Origin of the sequence: Shigella sp. FC1567 (assembly GCF_001743015.1) — a bacterium.
GTDB classification, from domain to species: Bacteria; Pseudomonadota; Gammaproteobacteria; order Enterobacterales; family Enterobacteriaceae; genus Escherichia; species Escherichia coli.
Genome location: NZ_MIIV01000213.1, coordinates 1 through 2,449 on the forward strand (window position 1 = coordinate 1; position 2,449 = coordinate 2,449).

The following is a 2,449-nucleotide window of genomic DNA, read 5'->3' on the forward strand; positions in this document are numbered from 1 at the left end:
GGCGATGGAGTGTATTCTGTTGTCCGTCACTCATGGAGAAGTAAATCCGTGGGCCGTGGTAGTCCGGCGAAGAGGTTAATCTTTGCAGGGCTTGCAGAGCATGGGATGATAATGGGTTATCACTAATATGTATTGAACATTCATTCCTCAGATTAAGAATGCTTTCCGGGATATGACTTATCTGATTTCTATCAAAAAAATACTCTCTGACAACGGGATTATTTCCCTCAGAAAATGCTGGTAGCTCAGTGAGGAAATTACGGGTCGCTCTGAGATTTTTAAGAGCCTGTGGGAGCGATGGTAAGGAGACTATTTCGTTATAGCTGATATTCATAGTCAATAACGAATCGGGTAAAGCTGGCAGGTTTTCCAGCTCATTGTGTTGTACCTGAAGTGACTCCAGCGCAGGAGGTAGCACGGGCAATTCTGATAATTTATTGCTGGCGGAATATAATTTTTTTAGCGTAACAGGCAGTTCAGGTAGGTTAGTTAATTGATTATATGATACATTGAGCAGCGTTATCTGAGCTGGTAAGTTGTCAGGTAGCGAGGACAGATTTAAACGGTCCAGTCGAAGTTCATCGGAATTATTGATAAGACATTCTTTAAGTCGGGAGACAGCCTCATCACGCTCTTCACCGGGGAGCGCTTGTTTTTCCCATTTATCCCATGCTGAAAAGTAATCAGCATATGTACCGGAAATAGTGTTATAAAAAGAATTTTGGGGCAATGAAAAGTTATTATTTATCGGTAACATGATGGGCATCCAGTTAAAGCCGGTGGACAAATGGCTTTGTTAAAAGAAATAAGCAGGAGTTTTTATGAAGTTCATTCCATGAAATGAACTTCAGCACTTTTTTATTATAATAAGGATAAACAAAATTGGCTGTAAAAAAACGATACTGTTTCAGTTAACCGTGAATGGCCTGTTTGCACCGTATTGTTCTTGTTTTTCGGTTAGTTAAACATCGTACTTCATATTTGAACGGTAAGCGGCTCGTCAGAACCGTATTGATATTTACTGAGAGGTCAGATCAACTTTCCAGGGCAACAGATCGCGTACCCGGTTTGCCGGCCAGTCTTGGATATGCTCAATGACGTAACGCAGCCATTTTGTCAACGCCACGATTTTTGACCCTAGCCTGACATTTATATTCCCCAGAACATCAGGTTAATGGCGTTTTTGATGTCATTTTCGCGGTGGCTGAGATCAGCCACTTCTTCCCCGATAACGAAGATCGGCACACTGGCCATATCAGTGGTCATCATGCGCCAGCTTTCATCCCCGACATGCACCACCGGGTAAAGCTCACGGGAGACTTTATCTGACAGCAGGCGGGCACTGGCCAGGGGGATCACCATCCGTCGTCCGGGCGTGTCAATAATGTCACTCTGTACATCCACAAACAGACGATAACGACTCTCTCTTTTATAGGCGTAAACCTTAAACTGCATTTCACCAGTCCCTGTTCTCATCGGCAAAAGAGCCGTTCATTTCAATAAAACGGGCGATCTCAGCCATCCCCTGCTGATTTTCAGCCTGCCAGCGTTCCGCACGCAGACGGCGGGCCTCTTTTTGCATGGCCGTATTTACCAGGCCTGAGATATTCACGTTTGCGGATTTAAGTAACTGATAGCTGTCACTGTCTATAGTGACAGTAATACGCTGCTTCATGATAAGCCCTCAAAAACATACTTATGATATGTATATGAGTATATATTAATGGTACAAACCATCAATATCCATAAAAAGTACACCATTAATTCACTATAAGTTTTTAATACAATTTTTTCTGCTGCGATTTTTTTATACGATAATTAGCATACTTATAACACCGTAAGTAAATTACATGAAAGCAGGCACAGCGTGATCCGATTTTTCTGCGTATAACGATTTTCCGGAAGTGTAATACGGTTGCGCCCCGGGCCGGGCACCCTTTTCTGTTGTTGTGTACGGGCCCACAGAGAATGGTACCGGAGGCGGGCTCAGAAGTACTGAGTCGGGTGATCGCGTCAGGCCGCGAAGTACTGACACGGGTATTGGTGACTGGTGATGAAGTACTGCCCCGGGTATGATTTCAGGCTGATTCAGGTTCTGATTCTCTGTCAGTCCGCGTGGTTGCTGGCCTGGCTGATTTCCTGTTGTCAGGCGTTCAACAACCGACTGCAGGTTATAGCCCGGTTCACGAACCACGGCAGCCTGGCGGCTGCAAATCGGGGTGTGGCAGAATATGAGCTTTCAGAGTAACCATCCAGAATGAGTTCCCATGTCACACAACCTGGAGCACCAGAAAGTCCACACCAGAATGGTGAAAGAGGTTCTGAAAGCCGTCGCCAGAGCCAATAATCACTGAAGTGGTCAACAAAAACTGGCCACCGAGTTAGAGTTTTTCCAGTATCGATTTTCCGATTCGTTTGGGGGTAACCCACCATTATATTCGTGCGGTCT

2 protein-coding genes and 3 pseudogenes are annotated in these 2,449 nt (G+C 44.9%); 1 reads left to right on the forward strand and 4 read right to left on the reverse strand.

From position 1 onward, the window contains the following. The 4 genes and pseudogenes from ipaH9.8 to ccdA form a co-directional block, all read right to left on the reverse strand. Positions 1 to 757: pseudogene (ipaH9.8, locus tag BHE85_RS13330) on the reverse strand (T3SS effector E3 ubiquitin-protein ligase IpaH9.8); the annotation flags it as partial. A gap of 261 nt (positions 758 to 1,018) precedes the next feature. Continuing rightward, positions 1,019 to 1,114: pseudogene (locus BHE85_RS13335) on the reverse strand (transposase domain-containing protein); the annotation flags it as partial. A gap of 35 nt (positions 1,115 to 1,149) precedes the next feature. Next, positions 1,150 to 1,455: a type II toxin-antitoxin system toxin CcdB gene (gene ccdB / locus BHE85_RS13340; protein ID WP_001159860.1), complete on the reverse strand. Its 306-nt coding sequence runs from the start codon at positions 1,453 to 1,455 to the stop codon at positions 1,150 to 1,152. 1 nt (position 1,456) lies between these two features. Then, positions 1,457 to 1,675, reverse strand: a complete 219-nt coding sequence (gene ccdA / locus BHE85_RS13345; protein ID WP_000813626.1) for a type II toxin-antitoxin system antitoxin CcdA — start codon at positions 1,673 to 1,675, stop codon at positions 1,457 to 1,459. Between the two features lie 592 nt (positions 1,676 to 2,267). On the opposite strand from ccdA, the pseudogene BHE85_RS27510 reads away from it, so the two are divergent. Beyond that, positions 2,268 to 2,351 (forward strand): annotated as a pseudogene (locus BHE85_RS27510) (hypothetical protein); the annotation flags it as partial. Positions 2,352 to 2,449 lie beyond the last annotated feature (98 nt).